This window comes from Effusibacillus lacus (assembly GCF_002335525.1).
Taxonomy (GTDB): domain Bacteria; phylum Bacillota; class Bacilli; order Tumebacillales; family Effusibacillaceae; genus Effusibacillus; species Effusibacillus lacus.
The window spans coordinates 1-364 of the sequence record NZ_BDUF01000070.1 but is presented as its reverse complement, the minus strand read 5'-3'; the positions used below and the strand labels follow the sequence as shown (position 1 = coordinate 364).

Genomic DNA, 364 nt, shown 5'->3' with positions numbered 1-364 from the left:
GGCTGGATCACCTCCTTTCTAAGGAGTCACGAAAGTGACAATATGAGAACCCGCAATCGAGGGTTTGAGGCTTACCTACACGATTTGGTTTTGAGAGAGCGAATTCCGCTCTTTGCGGGCCTATAGCTCAGCTGGCTAGAGCGCACGACTGATAATCGTGAGGTCGGTGGTTCGAGTCCACCTAGGCCCACCAATTGAATATCCCGGTTTTTTCCGGGGTAACTTTGGGGATATAGCTCAGTTGGTAGAGCACCTGCCTTGCAAGCAGGGGGTCAGCGGTTCGAATCCGCTTATCTCCACCATCACCCTCATGTGGGGTGAATGGTTTGCTCTTTGAAAACTGGATAGCGAATATGAGAAACAC

2 tRNA genes are annotated in these 364 nt (G+C 50.8%); both read left to right on the top strand.

The features are described 5' to 3' along the window. The first annotated feature begins 116 nt into the window (after window positions 1-116). Window positions 117-193 (top strand) — tRNA-Ile (locus EFBL_RS13620). A gap of 33 nt (window positions 194-226) precedes the next feature. Then, window positions 227-302 (top strand) — tRNA-Ala (locus EFBL_RS13615). The last annotated feature ends 62 nt before the right edge of the window (window positions 303-364 follow it).